The organism is Marinobacterium sp. NO-S09, from assembly GCF_059179545.1.
Genome location: NZ_CP168954.1, coordinates 3,611,587 through 3,631,341, shown reverse-complemented (window position 1 = coordinate 3,631,341; position 19,755 = coordinate 3,611,587). Strand labels below are relative to the sequence as shown.

The 19,755-nt window shown below is 55.1% G+C and carries 15 protein-coding genes; 5 read left to right on the top strand and 10 right to left on the bottom strand.

The features are described 5' to 3' along the window. Nucleotides 1-99: 99 nt before the first annotated feature. From guaD to O3C79_RS16705, 5 genes are all read right to left on the bottom strand, one after another. Complete coding sequence (gene guaD, locus O3C79_RS16725; RefSeq protein WP_494384023.1) at nt 100-1,407, bottom strand: guanine deaminase; 1,308 nt, start codon at nt 1,405-1,407, stop codon at nt 100-102. A 242-nt stretch (nt 1,408-1,649) separates the two neighbouring features. Further along, nucleotides 1,650-2,243 (bottom strand): YitT family protein, encoded by a 594-nt coding sequence (locus O3C79_RS16720; RefSeq protein ID WP_010322092.1) that lies wholly within the window; start codon nt 2,241-2,243, stop codon nt 1,650-1,652. 352 nt (nt 2,244-2,595) lie between these two features. Then, nucleotides 2,596-2,967 (bottom strand): hypothetical protein, encoded by a 372-nt coding sequence (locus O3C79_RS16715; protein WP_494384022.1) that lies wholly within the window; start codon nt 2,965-2,967, stop codon nt 2,596-2,598. 362 nt (nt 2,968-3,329) lie between these two features. Further along, a complete protein-coding gene (locus O3C79_RS16710; protein ID WP_494384021.1) occupies nt 3,330-4,256 on the bottom strand; it encodes a LysR family transcriptional regulator in 927 nt (308 codons plus the stop codon). Between the two features lie 98 nt (nt 4,257-4,354). After that, nucleotides 4,355-6,847 carry a cation:proton antiporter gene (locus O3C79_RS16705; RefSeq protein ID WP_494384020.1) on the bottom strand — a complete coding sequence of 831 codons (2,493 nt, stop codon included), beginning with the start codon at nt 6,845-6,847 and terminating at the stop codon, nt 4,355-4,357. A 329-nt stretch (nt 6,848-7,176) separates the two neighbouring features. Between O3C79_RS16705 and O3C79_RS16700 the strand changes: the two genes are divergently transcribed. Both O3C79_RS16700 and O3C79_RS16695 read left to right on the top strand, forming a co-directional pair. Beyond that, entirely contained in the window at nt 7,177-9,465 is a 2,289-nt protein-coding gene (locus tag O3C79_RS16700) for an EAL domain-containing protein (protein ID WP_494384019.1), read from the top strand. Between the two features lie 309 nt (nt 9,466-9,774). Then, nucleotides 9,775-10,326 (top strand): hypothetical protein, encoded by a 552-nt coding sequence (locus O3C79_RS16695; RefSeq protein ID WP_494384018.1) that lies wholly within the window; start codon nt 9,775-9,777, stop codon nt 10,324-10,326. A 25-nt stretch (nt 10,327-10,351) separates the two neighbouring features. Here the strand turns inward: O3C79_RS16695 and O3C79_RS16690 are convergent, their stop codons facing one another. Together O3C79_RS16690 and ypfH are read right to left on the bottom strand one after the other, a co-directional pair. Then, entirely contained in the window at nt 10,352-10,864 is a 513-nt protein-coding gene (locus O3C79_RS16690) for a paraquat-inducible protein A (protein WP_494384017.1), read from the bottom strand. 67 nt (nt 10,865-10,931) lie between these two features. After that, nucleotides 10,932-11,573: an esterase gene (gene ypfH / locus O3C79_RS16685; RefSeq protein ID WP_010322100.1), complete on the bottom strand. Its 642-nt coding sequence runs from the start codon at nt 11,571-11,573 to the stop codon at nt 10,932-10,934. Between the two features lie 257 nt (nt 11,574-11,830). Here ypfH and O3C79_RS16680 point away from each other — a divergent pair, with 257 nt between their 5' ends. Then, nucleotides 11,831-13,756: an FAD-dependent monooxygenase gene (locus O3C79_RS16680; RefSeq protein WP_494384016.1), complete on the top strand. Its 1,926-nt coding sequence runs from the start codon at nt 11,831-11,833 to the stop codon at nt 13,754-13,756. Between the two features lie 45 nt (nt 13,757-13,801). Here O3C79_RS16680 and O3C79_RS16675 read toward each other — a convergent pair whose 3' ends face one another. After that, nucleotides 13,802-15,346 (bottom strand): GGDEF domain-containing protein, encoded by a 1,545-nt coding sequence (locus O3C79_RS16675; protein WP_494384015.1) that lies wholly within the window; start codon nt 15,344-15,346, stop codon nt 13,802-13,804. Between the two features lie 194 nt (nt 15,347-15,540). Here O3C79_RS16675 and O3C79_RS16670 point away from each other — a divergent pair, with 194 nt between their 5' ends. Further along, nucleotides 15,541-16,413, top strand: a complete 873-nt coding sequence (locus tag O3C79_RS16670) for an alpha/beta hydrolase (protein ID WP_494384014.1) — start codon at nt 15,541-15,543, stop codon at nt 16,411-16,413. A 6-nt stretch (nt 16,414-16,419) separates the two neighbouring features. Here the strand turns inward: O3C79_RS16670 and O3C79_RS16665 are convergent, their stop codons facing one another. Both O3C79_RS16665 and O3C79_RS16660 read right to left on the bottom strand, forming a co-directional pair. Continuing rightward, entirely contained in the window at nt 16,420-17,856 is a 1,437-nt protein-coding gene (locus O3C79_RS16665; protein WP_494384013.1) for a sensor histidine kinase, read from the bottom strand. After that, complete coding sequence (locus O3C79_RS16660; RefSeq protein WP_494384012.1) at nt 17,843-18,523, bottom strand: response regulator; 681 nt, start codon at nt 18,521-18,523, stop codon at nt 17,843-17,845. The genes O3C79_RS16665 and O3C79_RS16660 overlap by 14 nt, the downstream gene beginning before the upstream one ends. A 120-nt stretch (nt 18,524-18,643) precedes the next feature. On the opposite strand from O3C79_RS16660, the gene O3C79_RS16655 reads away from it, so the two are divergent. Further along, on the top strand, nt 18,644-19,663 hold the full coding sequence (locus O3C79_RS16655) for a Bug family tripartite tricarboxylate transporter substrate binding protein (RefSeq protein ID WP_076460698.1): 1,020 nt from the start codon (nt 18,644-18,646) through the stop codon (nt 19,661-19,663). The last annotated feature ends 92 nt before the right edge of the window (nt 19,664-19,755 follow it).

Genomic DNA, 19,755 nt, shown 5'->3' with positions numbered 1-19,755 from the left:
GCCAGCATCCAGGGCGTTAAATACCGATATGCTTCTGTTCCTTCTGGGCCAGAAATAAACAGGAGCCGCGAGACGTTCTCCAGGGCTTACTTGGTTTAGTTAGTTTCGGCTATGAGCCCTTTCCCCCATCACAAAGGTTGCCTTCACTGCACGATCATCCCCCAGCGTCATCAGCACGAACAGGCGCTCCTCCAGACTCTGCGCCTGTTGCATGCGATACGCCAGCAGCGGGGTTGCTGCGTAATCCAGCACCACAAAGTCTGCTTCACTGCCTGGTTCCAGCGTACCGATCTGCTGGTCCAGTTCCAGAGCACGCGCACCTCCCAGAGTTGCGAGATAGAAGGATTTGAACGGGTGCAGCGGCTGGCCCTGAAGCTGCATCACCTTGTAGGCTTCATTCAGTGTTTGCAGCATGGAAAAGCTGGTGCCTGCGCCGACATCCGTGCCCATGCCGACGCACACCTGATGCTGTTCTGCCTGTGACAGGTTGAACAATCCGCTGCCCAGAAACAGGTTCGATGTGGGGCAGAATGCGATGGCCGACTGCGTCCCGGCCAGGCGCTTCCATTCGTTGTCACACAAGTGGAGGCCGTGGGCAAACACCGAGCGCTTGCCCAGCAGTCCATGGTGATCATACACATCCAGATAGCCGTTCTGATCGGGAAACAGGGTTTTAACCCATTCGATCTCGCGGGTGTTTTCCGCCAGGTGTGTTTGCAGGTACAGTCCTTCAAACTCACGCAGTAATTGTCCCGCCATGGCCAGTTGCTCACTGCTGCATGCGGGGGCAAAGCGCGGCGTGACGGCATAATGAAGTCGTCCCTTGCCGTGCCAGCGCTCAATCAATGCCTTGCTGTCCTGATATCCCTGTTCCGGTGTGTCGGTGAGCGTGGCGGGGGCATTGCGGTCCATCAGTACCTTGCCGGCAATCATGCGCAGGTTGAGCGCTTCTGCCTTGTTGAAAAAGGCATTGACCGATTCAGGATGAACGGTGCCGAACACCATCGCGGTGGTGGTGCCATTACGCAGCAGCTCGCGGAGGAATACATCAGCAACCTGATCAGCATGCTCGCGGCTGGCAAAGGCTTGCTCGGCCGGGAAAGTATGGTTTTCCAGCCAGTCCAAAAGCTGGTTGCCGTAGGCGCCCAGGATCCCGGTTTGCGGGTAATGGATATGGGTATCGATAAACCCGGGTGTAATCAGTGCATCCTTGAAGTGGTGCACAGGAATGTCAGCTGTCAGTGTCGGTAATAGCTCGCTGGCCGGGCCAATGGCGAGAATGTGACCATTCTCTACCACTAACAGACCATCTTCAAAATAGCGGCAGCTGTGTTCCAGCCCAACTTCGGCGGGGTCTCCCTGACTGTCCAGCAGACTGGCGCGGTACGCGGTGATCGGTTGGTGCATATGTCGGCTCAGCCAGGCAAGCGCCCCTTGGTGGGAAGCACAGCCAATTGCAGTTATTAGCTCAAACAGTGGATCAGAGCCTGAGTTCCTCTTGGAAATTTACCAAACTTGGTGAAGAAACATAACTATGTGGAACACAGTCAATGCTGAGGGTTTGCTGTATTGCGGTGCAAAAAGGGTGTTAATGCCCTATGTGAGGGCGGTACTGCATGGTCAGAGCGTCCCTGCTCTGACGAACAATATTATGAAGAATGGACCTGAGCCCAGGAGGGGGGGCGGTGGTAACGTCCGACCACGGAGGCCATGGACAGAAACGCAGCCAGTGAGAGGACGACCTGCAGTGGCTCGAACAGCCAAAACGCGGCCAGCACAATCAGGATATCGGCGGCCAGTGTCGTTTTACTGGCGTGGATGCCGAAGCGCCGTTCAAGATAGATCGATAGAATATTGAGGCCGCCCAGTGACGCCTGGTGGCGAAACAGGATAATCAGGCCAAAGCCGATCAGCATGCCACCGATAACGGCGGCCAGAAGCGGTTCGCTGATGCTGAAGTCAAACCAGCGCTGCATCAGCTCTGACAACAGAGTCAGCGTTGAGACTGCAACAAAGGTACGCAGGGTAAAATGCCAGCCCATACAGCGCAGCGACAGGATATAGAAGGGCAGGTTAAGCAGGAAAAACAGCTGTGCAAAGCTCAGTCCGGTCAGTTGCTGGAGCAACAAACCCAGGCCGGCAGTACCGCTGATCAAGAGATCAGAGGCGTCTAGCAAATGAATGCCCAGAGCAACCAGAAGGCAGCCTTCCAGAATGGATAGCCAACGGTGTGTATACGTCATGATGACGACTCCCTCCGCTTGTGGCGGATCTAATTGAAGCCATGAAGTAATGCAGGATCTTGTGGATCCCGCTTATACGATCTGCAAACACGGGTAAGTGTCGAAATCGCACGAGAGTGTAATGCAAAATATGTACCAATAGAAGTGGGAAGGTGTTGGCAGTGGCTATTAAGGAAGTATGGCGGGCAGTAAAGTGAGCGACAGCAGTTGTTATGATGCGTATCCGGGCTCAGGGAAAATTTGGACTCGAAAGCTGATGGACAGGTAAAACTGAGCAAATAAAGGATGGAAAAGGGTCAAAGGCCCCTGGCGTGAGGCCTTTGACAGACTAACAGTTCAGGTTTTGCTGAGCTTAGCTGTTTTCCCAGCCAGCCGGTGCAACGTGACCAAACTCGGGGCTTGGTTCTTTGAAACCGTTGTCACTCTTGGCGTTAACATTGTCGGATGAGTCACCGGAAGTCCAGGTGTTCCAGGTATTCCAGGCAACATGTCCAAACTCGGAAGAGCGAGTTTCCGGGTGGGCAGTCTGTGCTTCTGCCTGAGTAATATCATTATCGGATTCAACTACGGTGGAAACAGAGTTTTCCCACCAGTTCCAGGCAGAGTTGCCGTATTCAGGTGACTCGATGGATGAACCAAATGCCTGGGCGCTGGACAGGGAAGCCGTAGCAATAGTGAAAGCCAGAACTTTACCTTTCAGACCGTTTGAGTTGCTTTTAAACATAATATATAGCCTCGTAACATTTCAGAATTAATAGCAATGGCAATAGTTTTTATTGTGAGGCCATTTAGTGAAGTAGAACTATTCTCTAAATAGTGGCGAGGATTCTATCAATGGTCTGGCTTGGAGCTGTAGGTGGTGCATGCTTGAAATGGCTTTAACCAAAAGTTGAAACAAATCCAGGGAACTTTTCCAGCTTGTACTCTAAAGGCTTGCGTAACTGACGGATTTATAGATGTTTTTTGTACAGATCTGTACGAAGTCTCAGGATGAGCTTAGCTCTGGCATGAATCTGTAAGTGGATACCCTGGTGGCGTGATAAAATGAAATTTCATCAGGGTATATCTTATTCATAATTAATATATTTATAGTTCGTAAATGATTTCATCAAGCCCTATTTCATGATTATTGTTTGCGTGCTGCATCATGTGATCAATAAATACCCGGGTTTTAGCGGGCAAATAACTCCGAGACGAGTAGTAAATCATTACTTGTATAGGGTCGGTTTCATAGTCACGCATTACTCGGCGAAAAAAACCTTTTTCAATGCAGGAATTGGCATGCTCAATACCCACAGTGGAGATTCCGACTCCCATCTGAACCGCCTTCATGGCCGCTGAGAGGTTGTTCACCACCAGGTTGCCTTTGGGCTCGAACTGAACGATTTGTCCGTTTTCCCTGAAATTCCACGTTTTTTTGCGGCCGGTTGTGGATGATCGGTAGGCGATGCAATTGTGTTGATGGAGGTCTGAAGGCTGTTGAGGTTCACCATGCTTTTCAATGTATTCACAACTGGCAACCAGTACCGGCTGCAGTTTGTAAAACTCGCGGGCAATCAGCAGGCTTTCCTGATTTGGCATAATGCCGATGCCGACATCGACGCCTTCCTTGACCAGGTCACGAACCCGGTCATCAAACCTCAGGTCCAGCTCGATATCCGGGTATTTCTCCAGAAAGGCCGGGATCTGGGGCAAGATCACCATGCGCCCGAAGCTGTCTGGCAGGTTGACCTTCAGGCGACCGTGCGGGGCCTTTTGCTTGTCTGTGCTCAGGCGAATCTGGTCTTCCAATTGTTCTATCAGGTGACCCGTTCGTTTGTACAGCTCCTGACCATCCTCTGTCAGGGTCAGGGAATGGGTCGTGCGGTGGAACAAACGTGCCTCCAGCGACTTCTCCAGCTGAGCAACGGACTTGCTGACGGCGGCTGAAGAGACGCCAAGCTTGCGAGCGGCCGCTGAAAAGTTGCCGTTTTTTACAACTGCAATGAAGGTGTTGAGCTGGTTGGGAATCATGATGTCAGATGTCCGTTGCGCACTGTGGATAACTTGCCCAGTGAGTGATTGAATGTTTGGCAATCACTCCTCAGAACAGCTACAAGTATACGGCGGCTTCAGTGCCGTTCCGAGTGGTCATGTAGCTGTTTTTGCAAGGCCTCGCTGTCTGTAAGCTGTTGTTTTAACTCTGCATGCTCATCCATCAGCTGCTTCAGGTGTGAGCGGCTCAGCGCATATAACCGGGTCGGGGTTTGTGCGACCACGGAAATATCCGGAAGACCCTCGCCCATCAGGGCGGATTCGCCAAAGGAGTCGCCGGCAATCAAGGTACTGAGGCGTTGCTCCTCACCATCGCTGTGTTGTTGCAAGCGGATGCTGCCGCGGCTGACAATGTACAGGTGCTTGTTCAGGTGCCCTTCGTGGATTAACTGCTCATGTTTTTCCAGCGTGATAGCTTCACACTGCTGAGCAATCAGGCGCAATAAACGCGAAGGCAGTTGGGCAAAAAGCGGTACCCGTGCCAGCAGTTTCACCGGGTCGTCATGGAAGGTTTGAATGGGTTGGCCTCTCAGGGCCTTCAAACGGCGGTTAATCCGAATTTCGAGTGCTTCGGCCACTCCTTTGGGCAGGGTGCCCAGGCGCTGTTGCTCACGGGTGGTTTCCAGCTCAGCCAGCAGCACGGTACGCAGTCCCAGCCGCTCCTGTGTCAGCAGCGCGAATTCGGGGAAGTCGTGATTGAGACGGTGCAGCTTTTCCATCGAAAGCCGGTTCCAGTGCCGGTATTGGTCCAGCACCTGTTGAACAATGTCTGCAGGTGTGGATTCCAGCTCTGCCAGCCGTTCGATTGAATGTATAACCTGATTACTGCCCTGAAAGTGTCCCCAGGCCAGCTCGTAATAATGCCCGATGTGTTCAATCCGCACCCGCTCGACAAACCGGTGCAATAGCCAGTTATCGCCTACCAGCCTGAATAGCCAGTGTTCTATGAATTCATAGTTGCGGTGGCTGTTTACTCGGTGCAGGGAGTGATCATAGCGCAGGCTGTCCGTTTGTTGGTCCAGAATGCTCAGCAGGCGACGCGTGGTGCTCTCGCTAAGGTGTCCGTTGTCGAACATATCGTTGTAAAAGGCCTTTTCTTCAGCCAGTGCACGCAGGAAAAACAGGTTGAACTCCTGTTCCCGAGAGAGCTGCTGGTGTCTCAGCTCGCTGATTTTCGCCTGCGTTTGACGAATGGCCTGATGACTACGCAGGCTGATACGGTGTGCGACACGGCTGGAGAAGAGGCCACCTTTTTGCAGTGTTGGCAGGCGTTGGAGCGCACGTTGATGGGCAACCAGGTCACGCTCCAGCAATGCCAGCTGGTCCGCCAGGGGCGGCTGGTCGAGTTTCAGCACACGCATGGCCGGTTTGATGGTCAGGCCCTGCACCAGCAGGGTGAAGAGTACAGCCCCGGTGACCAGCGCGATGAACAGATCCTTGAACGGGTAGTCTGGCAAGCTGAGGACGATAGCCAGCGCGATGGCACCGCGCAGGCCGCCCCAGAACATGATAAAGCGATAGCCGCGCCCCACTGGCTCGACGCCAGGCAGCCGGTCAAACAGGGGCAGTAGCCCGAATATCACCAGGGCGCGCGATACCAGCATGGCCAGGATCACCCACAGCAGCAGGTCCCAGGATGAAGCCAACTCGGGCAAATTGACCTGCATGCCCAGCAGCAGGAACAGCATTGCATTGGCGGCAAAGGCAAGCACTTCCCAGAACTGTTCCAGATAATCCCGTGCCGGGCTGGCAATGCGTAAGCGCCCCCAGGTACCCAGGGTTAGCCCGGCGCCGAGGGTGGCCATAATGCCGCTGACATGAAGGACCTCTTCGGCGGTCAGGAACGCCAGGTAGGCCAGCACGATAGTCAGACCGATCTCGACAATGGGCTCAGAGTCCAGCCAGCCGATCAGCTCACCGCTGAGGTACCCCACAACCACGCCGAAGAGTAATCCACCGGCAAAGAGAACGAAGAAATCGATGATGCTGCTGCCAAGGGTCTGGCTGGAAAAAACACCGGTGGCCAGCACGGCCAGCAGGATCTTGGAGAGCACCAGCGCCGTTGCATCATTAAACAGGCTTTCCCCTTCAATCAGGGTCGATAGCCGGCCCGGAGCGCCAATTTGACGGAACAGGGCAATGACGGCAACAGGGTCGGTGGCGCTGAGAATGGCACCGATCAGCAGGGCGGCGACCAGCTCGATATCCAGCGCCTGCCAGACGATGACACCGATGAGGCCAGTGGATAGCAGCAGCCCGGGAATGGCCAGCGCCAATACCTGCACCGAATTACGACGCAACTGGCGTGCATCCAGGTTGTAGCTTGACTCGAATATCAGTGCCGGAAGGAAAACGAACAGGATGAGGTCAGGTGAAATGTGCAGCGCGTCTTCCACTTTCTCCAGTACCGGAAAGGGGCCGCTTGCCAGACTGATACCGATGCCGGTCAGTACCAGCAGAACAGTAAAGGGCAAACCGGTGTAGCGCGACAGCTGGTAGACGCTTAATGCGACCAGAAGCAGGGTAAAGATGATACCCACCAGTTCCGCAACAGGGTGAATAGCGTCCAATGCCGGTCGTCCTCTGAATTGGCCTGCTGCCAGAGCAGGCGAGGCAAAAGGGATCGGTCTGGTGCAAGGGCACGGCCGATGCTGCAGTGCGAATGTATCATTCCCGCTCTTTTGCGGCCAATTGGAAAGCGTCACTTACTGCTGTGCTAAAGGATGAGGCTCAAAAGTTGCAGCTACGGTGGAATGTATGAGATGAATTGCATAAAGTTGGCCAACTGGTGTTACAGCTGACAAGGATCAACAGCAGAATCTGCATGTTAGGCATAATTAAACACCTGTATTACTGATTCCCCCAGGGCGACCGCCCTTCAGGCAGGAGGCCTGTTCGTATGAAACATACGAGATATTTGGACACCAGTTCCAAGAGAACGGTTTTAACCAGTATCGTGTTGCTGGCATTATTCTCCTGGCTGGCATTCTGGACCTACACCCAAGTTTCTGTTCGCAGCACACAGTCAGCGCTTTCAAGTCAGCTGGATGAGCAACGTCTTTATCGTTTTGATACCGCACTTGAGCGTATTAATGAACGTGTCATGCAGTTGGAGCAGCAGGCTAACAGTCTTTTCAGCACTTCCCGGCCTTCTTCAAGCAGTGCCGAGACAGGATTGACGCAGCTTTTACAGGGCAGCCAGGACCTGGTGGGTGCCGCCTACTTTTCCGGCTGGCCGGTCCAGCAGGCGCAATTGGCGCTGTTCAAGGACGGCAATCAGACTCGTTCCCGTAGGTCGGCTTACACACCGGTTTGGCTGCAGCATTTGCCAGAATCGTTTTCGGAGCAAGCCAGGTCCGGCAGTGTCTGGTGGAGCCCTGTGCACCGTCACCCAGAGACGCAGACCCGCGTAATGACACTGGTACAGCCACTGGTTTCAGAGAATGGCCAGTTGAGTGGTCTGGTAACCCTGGATTGGGAAGCCAGTGCGGCGCTGGCGCTGGCACAGGGGGTCGAATCGACACCCGGGACGCTGTATTGGCTAACCGACAGTCTGGGACAGCGTTTTTCTCCGGCCTACCCTGAAAGTGACAAGGCGGAACTGCTCATGGGCAAGGCGGCAGCCCTGACACCCATGACGATTTTTCTGACCGGTTTTGAGCACCAGACACTTGAAGGTACCGAGCCACCGGCTGAACTCTACTATGCGCCAACGGCGAACGGCTTACGCTTCTCGGTTGCTGTGCCTCTGGCAGATGTCGAGGCCCCGCTTGATGCACTGGCCTCCGAACACTTGAACTATCTGATGTATCTGGGGGCTGTAATTGGCTTGCTAACTCTGCTGGGTCTTTGGCGATTGGTGCCGGCATTGCATAACCTGCGTGCCTCCTGCACCGACAAGTTGACCGGTTTGCCTAACCGTCTGCAGTTGATGCGTGATCTGGAAAAAAACAGCTCTGTCACCCTGGTGCTACTGAACCTGGATCGCTTTCGTGAGGTTAACAGTCTGTTTGGTGATGGTTGTGGCGACCTGATCTTGAAGGAGGTGGCGCTGCGGCTGGAATCTTTCCTGTCCGGCACGGATCATAGCCGCGCACGTCTGTATCGAGTGGGAGGGGATGAATTTGCTGTATCACTGCCCAGGCGTCGTCCGGTCATTGTTGAACAGCAGCTGGAAGAGATGCTGGCATGTGTACGGCGCAGTCCGGTGGTGTGGCAAAATCACGAAATTGGCTTGAGCGCTACGATCGGCGCAGTCGTACCCTGGTTAGAGACGCCTCAGGAACACAGCCTGTATATCCATGCGCGCGAAGCACTGCGCGAAGCACGCAAACGTGGTCTGCACTGCCGTGTCTACGATGGCTCTGAGTCCCTGGAACAGGAGTTCGAGCATAACCAGAAATGGGCCGGCAAACTTCGGGATGCACTGGATGCAGAAGGCCTGGTGGCCTGGTATCAGCCTATCCTGAATAACACCACGGGACGAATCGACAAATACGAGTGCCTGGTTCGCATGCTGGATCATAATGATGGCGAAGTGATCGGGCCGGGCAACTTTCTGGGCGTGGCCGGCAAGCTGCGTCTGGAGGGACACATAACCCGTGTGATGGTGGAAAAGTGTTTTACCCGCTTTGCTGATACCGGCACCCAGTTCTCCATTAACCTGTCCTATTCGGACCTGCTGCAGGATGAGCTGAAAGCCTTCATTCTGCAGCGCCTGGATGAAACAGGTGTGGGGCGGCAGGTGATTTTCGAATTGCTGGAGACCGCCAATATCGAAAATTACGAAAAGGTGCGAGCCTTTGTTCAGGAAGTAAAACAGCGTGGCTGCCGTATTGCCATTGATGACTTCGGCACCGGTTACTCCAACTTTGAGCATCTGCTGCAGCTGCAGGTGGATTTCATCAAGATTGATGGCAGCCTGATCCGAAACCTGGACAAGGATCCCAACTCACGCCGCGTCGCCCGTGGTATCGTCGGGTTGGCTCGCAGCATGAAAATCGAAACCGTGGCCGAATATGTGCATTCACCCGCCGTGCAGATGGAAGTGCTGCGATTGGGTATCAGCTTCTCCCAGGGAGAGCTGATCGGTATGCCTTCGCCGGAGCTGCGTGTAGAGATTCCCAGTGAGCTGACCCGGTTGTCTTATTCTGGCCGCAACATGGCCCGTAGTGTGCTCAAGGTTTAGAAGGGATGCCTTCAGAGAATTTACCAACGCCCCCTGCTCGTTGAGCCGAGGGCGTTTTCGTATGGAAAATTCCTTGATAGCACTGGAAAAAACAAGGTGTTTAGTCCAGTATCCATGCGCTTTAAACGGCCACGTGATAACAGTGCGCGCGGCTCTGCAATACTATGCATGCTCATTTTCAATGGAAGAGAATAGCTGTGATGTCATGTTGTTCTCTTCTTGCTACATAAGCCGAGCCTGCTTATTCGGGGTTTAAGGCTATCCACCGATTAAAAGTCCCCCACTTTGGACGATCAAGGACGATACACAATGAAAAAGCGCTTACTGGTCTTATCTCTCTCTGCGGTTGCGGGTTCTGCACACAGCAACCAGGTCACCAATTATGAGCAAGCAGGAAACCTTGCCGCCACCAACCCGCTTGCTTGCGTCAGTGCTACCACCGTTGGGCCCAAAAGCTCGGCAGCGGATATAGCAGCAGGCGCCAGAGAGTGCGCTGACCAGTCCAACTATAACCAGGCTGCTGAACTCATTATGGTGGCCAGTGCCTATGCACATTTTGATACCCAACGCGTTGTGGATAACACATCGCATGGTGCGTTGACTGCACTCTTTGGAAAAGAGTTTGGATCTTTACCGGAAACGGAAAAGCATGCTGTGTTTTCCAGTATTGAAGCCCTGGATAAGAACCCGACCCGCAAAGGAGAACTTTGCTCCTTTCTCGTATCGGCTCAGCCGCCGTCCTACTTTCCCGGTTATATGATCGCCCACGGGATGGGCGTAACCGGTGAACCGCTGATGCAGAATTTTGATGCTGATGACGCTTGGGCACGTTCAATGTCGTTTATTAAGTGCGATAGTTAAAGCCAAACGGCGCGCCCTGGCCTGCTCAATCTGAACGGGTCAAGCGTACCACCCGGCTGGTAATGAGCATGATCATCAGCACTGACGCGCCGAAGGCATAGAGCCCTGAGTGCACTTCGATACTGGCGATGGCGCCGAGTTTGACGGTGACGATCAGAACAGCCACCACCAGAACATCCAGCATGGCCCAGCGGCCATAGCTGTGCATCAGGTGAAGGTAGCGCTGGATTATGGGGCTGTCGGTCAGGCCGGGAGAGCAAAGTTTGAACAGCACGCCGATTTTCAGAATCGGCAGCAGGATACTGAAGCCTGCAACGACAGCGCCCAGCACTAGCTGGCCATTGCGAAACAGCTCCAGTACACCTGTGAGGACCGACATCGAATTCTGAATAATCCAGAACTTGCTGAGTGTGATCATGGGCAAGCTGATGCCCACGACAAATAGCAAAGACGCAAGCACCAGCAGCCAGCGCAGCTGCCGGGCTTTGGATGCAGGAATGACTGAATGCTCAGCACCATTGAGTGAGGGAGCGTTCATATCGCTCCCTCCAGGTGTGATGTCAGTTGTTGCAGGTTCATCAACCTCAACCTTCAAATCTTAAACCTCAAACAAGCCCCAAACTCTCAGCCGCACGGTTGGCTGAGCACTGCAGCAGATACTGGGTGATCTGATGCGCAACACCCGGTTCTGTATCCAGCGTAACCTTGGCGCCCAGGCTGGTCAGTCGCTCATAGGCGGCACGTGCGTGGTCGATCAGAATCACATCGTCGTCTTCACCATGCAGCAGGTGGATGCTGGTTTTGGTTGGCGCCTGTTCCGGCAGTTCGGCATAGCGGCCCGAGAAGCCCAGTACCAGCCCGGCCAGGCCGTCCTGTGCCTTGATTGCTTCCAGCGACATGATGGTGCCCTGTGAGAAACCGACCAGTATGGTGTGCTCAGGTGATACGCCTTCGCGTACCTGCAGCGCTTCAACCATCTCGATAAAGCGGGGTAGAGCTTCAGCAACACGCTGGGGGCGGCTTTCTTCAGTGATGTTCTGCAGCGAAAACCACTGGCGTCCGCCGAAGGGGCCGTCGAAGGGATCAAAACCGTCGACTACCAGGCAGCAGGCACCCGGAATGGCCTGGTTAAAGGCTTCGCCCAGCGGGGCCAGGTCTTCCTTATTGCTGCCAACGCCGTGGGCAAAGATAAACAGGTACTCGGTGGTGCCCTGTGCCGGGAATTCGATCATGGCCGGAAGTGTCATATTAACTCCTTGTGGATGAAGCCCCGAGTATGTGAAGAGATGTTGTTGGGGCCTGAGTATTGGAAAATGATACGCGTGCGGGCGGCAAAGGCACAGTGCCCTTGGCTGATGCCTTCAATCAGGGTTTTGGAACTTTGTCCCCATTTTCGGGTGACAACTGTTTTTCTGTATTCACTTAGTCTTGGCGCATCAACAGAGATCAGAGGCGTACTTTCCACATGAGAGTAGGCCGCCAATAACGATAAGAGGATAGGGCGATGCAGTATCACCTGAATGGCTTCAAACCTGGTAACTATGAAATTCCTGATGCGGCCCGTGAGCCTTACGCGACTCCCCCCATGCAGGACCTGCCCAAAGAGGTAGATGTGCTGATTGTAGGTTGTGGCCCTGCAGGGCTGGCGATGGCACGGCAGTTGTCGGAGTTTGCCGATATCAAAACCTGCATCGTTGAACAGAAACCGGGGCCCATGCTGTTTGGTCAGGCCGATGGTATTTCCTGCCGCACTATGGAAATCATGGAAGCGTTCAACAGCAGCGAGATGCTGGCGAAAGAGTGCTACCAGCTGCGTCAGAATGCCTTCTGGGAGCCGGATACCGAGAACCCGGCCAATATCAAGCGTACGCACAAGGTGCCGGATGCACGCTTGGGCCTGTCCGAGTTTGTGCACGGTGTTGTAAACCAGGCCCGTCTGCATGAAATTCTGCTGGATGGCATGGAAAAGTCCGTGACGCACCTGGTGCCTCATTACGGCCGTCGCCTGTTGGAGCTGGACGTTGACCCGAGCCTGACACAGGACCTGAGTGCTTATCCGATTACCGCGACCTTTGAACGCAATGATGAGCAGTCAGCCAGGGTGGAAACCATCAAGGCCCGATATGTCGTGGGCTGTGACGGTGCCCGCAGTGCCGTTCGCCGGAACCTGAATATTGCGCTGGAAGGCGACTCCGCCAACAAGGCCTGGGGCGTGATGGATGTGCTGCTGGTCACTGATTACCCCGATGTGCGTGTAAAGAGCTTTATCCAGTCCAGTGAAAACGGTGCGGTCATGCTGATTCCGCGTGAAGGCGGTTATCTGGCGCGTATGTACGTGGAGCTGGATCTGCTCGACAAGGACCAGCGTGCCTCCACTCTTGACCTGACCGCAGACGATATTATCGCCAAGGCGCAGACGATCATGCATCCCTACAAGGTTGATGTGAAGGAAGTGGCCTGGTGGTCAATTTATGAAGTGGGCCAGCGTGTAGCCGAGCGTTTTGATGATACCCCGGTGGACAATCCGGATGGACTGATCCCGCGTGCCTTTGTTGCCGGTGATGCCTGTCATACCCACAGTCCCAAAGGTGGCTGGGGCCTGAACACCTCATTGCCGGATACCTTTAACCTGGGCTGGAAACTGGCCGCGGTGCTACAGGGCAAAAGCGACCCTAAACTGCTCCAGACCTATGCTACCGAGCGTCGGAAGGTGGCACAGATGTTGATTGATGCTGACCGTCAGATGTCGGCGCTGGTGGCGACCAAGCCCACCGCCAACAAGGATGACAGTAAACCGAAAACCACCACCGCGGATATCGAGAAATTCATCGCCCGCCAGAACGGTTTCATCGCCGGTACGTCCATTGGCTACGATGCGTCCTACATCGCTACCGGCCAGGAAAACCAGAGTCTGGCGACCGGCTATCCTATCGGTCAGCGTTTTCACTCGGCTGAAGCCGTGCGTCTGGCCGATGGTTGTCCGGTGCATCTGGGCCACCTGGTTAAAGCCGATGGCCGCTGGCGCATCTTCGTGTTCGGCAACAAGCAGAGCCCGCTGGATGGCAACTCCGATGTACGCAAGCTGGTCGAGTTTCTGGAGCAGGCCGATCAGTCGCCTGTGAAGAGGTATACGCCTGCAGGTGCCGATATAGACTCGGTGATCGATGTGTACACGGTATTCCAGCAGCAAGGGCTGGCGATCGAAGAGATGCCGGATTACCTCTGGCCGGTGAAGGGTAAGCTAGGCCTGCGCGATTACGAAAAGGTGTTCGCAGCCGATGAGGCTGAGGATATTTTTGACATGCGTGGTATCGACCGTGAACAGGGCTGTATGGTCGTGGTACGTCCGGATCAGCACATCGCCAACATTCTGCCGCTGACAGCGCATGATGAGCTGAGTGCTTTCTTTGCGGAGTTCATGCTCGCGTAAGTCGGTTCATGCCGGTGATATAGCTGGTCTGCAAGTGTGTAAGCATTAACTACCAAAGCGAACACAGTTGCGACCAGCACGCTTGGCGTCGTATACCGCTTCATCGGCCCGGTGAAACAGGGTTTCGGCGGTATCCCCCTCCCGTATCTCGGCTGCGCCAAGGGAAATGGTGACACTGACCGGTTGGCCCTGGAAGTTGAATGGGCTCTGTTCTATGGCCTGACGGATTTTTTCGGCAGCCTGCTGCGTATTGTCGCCAGTGGTGGAGGGTAGCAGGATGACAAATTCTTCACCGCCGAATCGGGCGACAAAATCCACAGTTCGAAGGTTATTCAGCAGTACCTTGGCTGTCAGGCGCAATACCTTGTCTCCGGCCAGGTGCCCGTATTGATCGTTGATGGTCTTGAAGTGATCAAGGTCCCCCACACAAAGGGAGAATGCTGTGCCGTAGCGCTGGAAACGTTCTATCTCTTCGGCAAATTTCTGATCATAGGCGAGTCGGTTGGGAAGGCCGGTCAGCGGGTCGGTTCTGGATTTCATATGGGCGTCTTCGGCACGCTGGCGGAACGAGTCTGCTCTTTGTTCCATTTCCGTTAGCCGTGACAGAAGCGCACTTTTCTCTTCCTTCAACGCTTTGACATGTTCGTCTTCGCTGGCCTTGTGCTGGTTCATGGCACGAATGATATCAGCCAACTGGGTACTGACAGATTGCTTCAGCTCGTTGATATCATGGATATTCTGCACCGTATTGTGAATATTGCTGACATCCTGGCGGACAGTTTGATCAAGCAGGTTGTTGCGCTTTCGCTGTTTCATCTCCAGCGTATCGGTGCTATCCACGAAGCTGCGCAGATACGCCAGCTGGTCGTTCAGGTTCAGCAGGTAGGTCTGGATATCGGCTTCCAGATTGCCGCCACTGCTGCGTACCAGATCCGACATGTCTTTCAGGCAGTATTCCAGTGTCTCGGCGTCAGGCGCTTTTTCAAGACGTTTGATCAGACCATGTGCGCGCTCAGCATGTTGGGGGGGCACATTCAGCTGCTGGAGCAGTTCCAGCATGCGTGTTGCCAGGCGTGCGCTGATCACATCACTTAATTGGGAGAGGTCCTCAGCGCTGTCTTTTGTCACGGCTGCAGGGCTCAGCTTTTTTTGTACACCCAGTAAGCTCGAGACGATGTTGGGCAGCTGGTGAAGGTCGGCTTCTTCCGATTCGAGTTTTTGTCTGATGTTGTTTAAAGCGTCGCTATGCGAGCTCTCGCTGTCCTGTAACAGCAGCAGGCCGGACCACTCCTTTAATTGCTTCAGCAGGGATTCGACCAGTTTTGCACGGGGCCCTTCCAGCTTGCGGACCTGCTTCTCGGTTTTGCGCAGCAGGCCCTGAACGGGCTCAAGGCGGCCTGCATCAAGCTCGGCCTTCAGTTTGTTGAGAAGAGCATCCAGTTCCGGTGACTGGCCGTGAGTGGCCAGATCCAGCTGCATGGCGAGGCTGCGTAATTGGGCAACGGCGGTGGTGGCCTGTGTTTCGTACTGCTCGGTTTCACGCACCAGTGCCTTGTATTTGCTCTGCCAATCATCTTTCTTGCCAAACATTCAGTGCTGCACTCTCTAATGGATGGGGTTTCAGCTTTACAGGTGGCATTTCTCGCCCTGTCTCGTCCACCATAGCGATGACGATATAGGGTCTGATGTCGGTTGGCCACTACACTTTTAACTAAGCCGCGACAAAACCAAATGTCTGTATATAGAGTAGAGGCATATATCAATTCTGTAGTGCAGGGATGAACATGAAAGCGGTTTTCTTTTCTCTGGGGGCTATTCTGCTTACCGGGTGTACCCAGTTGGGGTTGGGGCTGGCCAACCTGCCGGCCAGGGTCGCTGGCCCTGATGTGGTGAAGGATCAGGCTTATGGGCCTGAACAGCTGCACCGGCTGGATATTTACCGACCGACCGGCGTTGGTTCTGCGGCCCCGGTGCTGGTGTTTTTCCATGGCGGCCGCTGGACCGATGGCGACAAGTCCATGTATCCCTTCGTGGGCAAGGCATTTGCGGACCGGGGTTATGTCACCGTAATTGCCGACTATCGCAAGTATCCACAGGTTCGCTTTCCCGCGTTTGTACACGATGGTGCACGGGCGGTTGCCTGGGTGCATGAGCATATTCATCGTTTTGGCGGTGACCCCGAGCAGCTCTTTATAGCGGGCCACTCTTCCGGTGCCCACATTGCTTCCCTGCTGGCTGCTGATGAGCGTTACCTCCAGGCGCAAGGCAAATCAATCGGGATTGTTCGCGCCTTTGCCGGTCTGGCCGGTCCCTATGATTTTGTTCCGGATGAGGATGATTTGATCGACATCTTCGGCCCGCCCGAGCGTTATCCACAGATGCAGACCACTACCCATATTGACGGTGACGAGCCGCCCATGCTGTTGCTTTGGGGAGGGAAAGATACACTGGTGTGGCGGCGCAACATCGACTTGCTCAGCGAGCGAATCAGGGCGCGTTCGGGGCAGGTGAACACACAAATTTATCCGGAGCTTGATCACGTTGGCATACTGGCCAGCCTGACCTGGATGCTGCGTGATCGACGCCCCGTGTTTGAGGATATGCTGCAGTTCTTTGCGCAGCATGCGCCTGCCAAGGCTGTGGCGAAGGTGGAATAACAGTTGTTACTCTGCGGGTGTCTCATCTGCAGTATCGGTTTCCAGTGGCAGGCGAATACACACTTCCAGCCCGCCGGCTTCCCGGTTGCGAAGCTGTAACCGCGCCTGATGGATATCACAGACCTGACGCACAATCGCCAGCCCAAGCCCGGTGCCCGGTGTTTGCTGGTCCAGCCGTACGAAGCGGTCGGTCACCGAGGCCAGTTGACTGTCTTCAATGCCCGGCCCTTCATCCTGCACGCAGAGCCAACCCTCCTGACTGTCGCGTCTGACAATCACGGTAATCAGACTCGGCATGCCGTCTTTAAGGCCATAGATCAGGGCATTGTCGATCAGATTGGTCAGGGCTCCGGTCAGCATCAGCTTGTCAGCCAGTACCCAAACCGGTGAATCCTGGTCACAGATAAACTCGATCTCGCCACCGCGCTGATAGATACGCGGGGCCTGCTGCATGACCAGCTCGCGGCAGAATGCACCCAGCTCCAGCGGTTGCAGCATCTGCTGATCCATCAGGCTCTGCCGCGTTTTTGCATAGGAAAGCAGTTGCTGAGTGGTGCGGCTGAGAAAATCAGTGATCTGTTCGATCTGCTCAAACCGTGCCAGCTGAGACGGGGCGCGTGAGTCTGGGGCGGCGGCACCGGACACCAACTCTTTCTGGGCCAGTTCCGACAGGGTCTTGATCTCGGCTAGCGGGGTGCGCAGTTGATGCGATACATCGGCGTTGAAGTATTGAATATGCTCGATGTTGTCACGTACCCGTTGAATCAGGTAGTTGATGCTGTCGACCAGTGGCTGGACCTCCGGCGGTACCTGGCTGTGCAGCGGCTTCAGTTCCTGCTCGGCGCTGTGTTTGATTGATTCACTCAGGTGTTTCAGCGGTAACAGGCCTCGGCGCACGGCCAGCATGGCGGTAATCATGGTGAGTATCATGGTCAGCAGCGCCATGATGGTGAGCACATTGAGGATATCGAAGGTGAACTGGTCACGCCCGTGCAGGCTCTCCGCCACCAGAATATACACGCTTGAGCTGGGGCTGGTGCCGGGGATCTGAATGAACACGGCACGCAGGTCATTGCCGGCAAACAGGGTGTTGTAATACTGCGGGCTTTTATCGCGGGTGTCAGGCATTGGCAAGCCATTGAACCCGGCCAACAGTTCGCCATCTACCCGCTCAACCCGGTAGAAAATCTTCTCGGAGGAGGCCGACTCCATGGTATCAAGGGTGAAGTAGGGCATATCCAGCATCGCCTGACCGTCACGGATCTCCAGCCGTTGCTCGATGCTGTGTGCCGCGCCCAGCAGCATGCGATCAAACACCTTGTTGGCCTGTACCGATAACAGAGAGGAGGTCAGCAGCAGGGCGCCCAGGCCAATCGCAATCATCGGCAGCGCCAGGCCCAATATCAGCCGGACGCGGATCGAATTGAAATTAACGGCCAGCATCCGACCCGTCCGCCTCCAGCAGGTAACCCAGTCCGCGAATGGTCTTCAGCGTCAGCGCGCCTTTCAGCTTCTTGCGCAGGCGCGAAACATAGGTCTCGATTGCGGTTGAGCTGACATCATCATCGAAGGAGCTGATACGTTCGGCGATCTGCTCCTTGCTGACCACCCGGCCGGTGTTGGCGAGCAGATATTCCAGCACCGCCAGCTCGCGGCGGTGCAGGTCCACGGGCACGCCATCCAGGCTCAGGGCCTGGGCGCGGGTATCCAGCTCAAGGGTGCCATGGCGGATCAGGTTGTTGGCCTGTTGCTGACTGCGTCGGAGCAGGGCGCGTACCCGTGCCAGTACTTCTTCCAGCTCGAAGGGTTTGCACAGGTAGTCATCGGCGCCCAGGTCCAGTCCTTCGATGCGCTGGTCCAGCTGGTCGCGTGCCGAGATGATCAGTACTGGCAGGTCCTGGCCCTGCTGGCGCAATTGCTTGAGAATACTGCGACCGTCTACACCGGGCAGGCCCAGGTCCAGCAGTAGAAGGTCATAGAGTTGTTGGCGCAGCAGTGCCTGGCCCTGAGCACCATCGGCCAGTGTATCGACGGCAAAACCGGCTTGAACCAGCACCTGCTTAAGGCCACCGGCCAGCGTCGGGTTGTCTTCGATGATTAGAATCCGCATTCGGGTCTCCTGCATTAACCAAGTTGGCGTGTGCAAGCTTCATGACAGTTTGGGGCGTTAGATTGCCTGTTCGAATAATGCACTAACGCTAATCTAAAACTATAAGAAGAGGATCTCCTCATGCTGATGAAAAAGCTGCGCAAACTGCTGGCGGCCAATACGCTACTCGCTTCCGCGACGATTGCAACGGCTTCCACCGCCGTGATGACTTCCACCACTGCCTATGCCAGCGATTACCCCAATAAGCCGGTCAACTTCGTAGTCGGTTTTGGTGTGGGTGGCAGCGCTGATCGTATGACTCGTGCCATGTCCAGCTTCCTGGCGGACGAGCTGGGTGAGCCGATCAAGGTCATCAACAAGAAGGGCGCCGGTACCCAGATTGCGGCCAACTATGTGCTGAACCGTCCGGGTGATGGTTACACCGTGTTCGCATCGACCTTTGCGCCGTACCTCAGCAATACCATCCTGAAAGGCAACGCCAGCTATACCATTGAAGACTTCAGCTACCTGAACTTCCAGTGGTTCGACATGGATCTGATTGCGGTGAACAAGGAGTCACCCTACCAGAGCCTGCAGGAAGTGCTCGAAACCATCCGCAATGAACCGAACAAGGTTCGTGCTTCTGTAGTACAGGGCTCTGCTGGCCACCTGATGCTGCGCCTGCTGCTGGATGTGAACAACATTCCGCAGGAGAACCTGGCGCTGGTGACCTACAACAGCGGTGGCAAGGCCCGTTCTGCCGTGGCCGGTGGTCAGGTTGACCTGATCTCCATCAGTGCCCAGGGCAGTGAAGGTATTCGCGAGTTCCTGCGTCCGTTGGCCATCGTCAGTGAAGAGCGCAGCAACAAGTGGGATGCGCCGACCATCAATGAAGCGCTCAAGCCGATGAACACCGAAGTGGCTGTACTGCCGGGCTCCATGCGTGGCTTTGCGGTCAGCACCGAGTTCAAACAGAAGCACCCGGAGCGCTACCAGAAGCTTAGCACGGCTATCCAGAACACTCTGGCCAGCAAGGAAGTTCAGAGCTTCCTCAACAAGAGCGATATTGGTGGTGTTTGGGTTGGCCCGGAAAAGGCTGACGCGCTGATGAAGCAGAACTACGAGACCTTCAAGAAGTACGCCCACTTGCTGAACGACTGAGCTTGAGCCCTCAAGCTTGGTTGAACCTCTACAACTGAAGTAGCCCGGACTGGCCGGGCGCCCCGTGTCTCTGCGCGCACTAGGAAACGCGG